Raw genomic sequence first — 678 nt, 5'->3', positions numbered from 1 at the left:
TTAAATAACCAGGAGGGTCACCAGGGCAGCGGGGTACCTCCTGCGCCGTGAGGGCGTACTCGAGTCTCGGGGCAAGGCGCATTGGCACGACGGGATGGGGTCGAAATAGCATGGCCGCCATGACGCTACAGGGCTTGGTCGGGGCGGCAGACGGCGTTACGCAGTCGTTCCTGGCGCAGACGTACCCGGCTATCGCGGGGGCAATCTCGACTCCGATCACCTACGCGGCCGTGCTCTATTGGGCGCTGTATGGCTACAAGGTCTATGCCGGTCATGCTCCTATCTGCTTGAGGTTGTGCGTGTTCTTGGCGAGCGCACGCTCCATAAACACCGGCACCCACTGTTCGGGATCGTCGGTTTCCAGCTCACGAATGATTTCCTCCATGAGCGCCACGCCCTTGTCGTTCGAGGACAGCACAGGGATGAACTCGGGCATATCGGAGAGATCGAACTTCGCCTTGATCGGCTCGTTACCGCGTCGAATCAGGAAAGTCCGGTCCTCGGGAGGGGTGTCGCGCACAAACTCGTACTCGGCCGGTGTCAGACCGAGCACGTCAACAAGGTCAGTGCGCTTGGCTTCGCCGTTCGGCAAATAGATCTTCGTTGCCGTCTGCTTCTGGATTGAATCGGTTTCGCAGTAGAGGTACTTGGCATCAGGCGTGACAAAGACCAGCAGGC

At 59.7% G+C, this 678-nt stretch carries 2 pseudogenes; one reads left to right on the top strand and one right to left on the bottom strand.

Annotated elements, in window-relative coordinates:
* Nucleotides 1-110: 110 nt before the first annotated feature.
* Nucleotides 111-284, top strand: a pseudogene (locus CSC71_RS15275) (type IV secretion system protein); the annotation flags it as partial.
* Here CSC71_RS15275 and CSC71_RS15270 read toward each other — a convergent pair.
* A pseudogene (locus CSC71_RS15270) lies at nt 272-678 on the bottom strand (VirB4 family type IV secretion/conjugal transfer ATPase); the annotation flags it as partial. The pseudogenes CSC71_RS15275 and CSC71_RS15270 sit on opposite strands and share 13 nt — an antisense overlap.

It is taken from the genome of Pseudoxanthomonas sangjuensis, assembly GCF_010211755.1.
GTDB classification, from domain to species: Bacteria; Pseudomonadota; Gammaproteobacteria; order Xanthomonadales; family Xanthomonadaceae; genus Pseudoxanthomonas_A; species Pseudoxanthomonas_A sangjuensis.
This window is presented reverse-complemented; position numbering and strand designations above follow the sequence as displayed.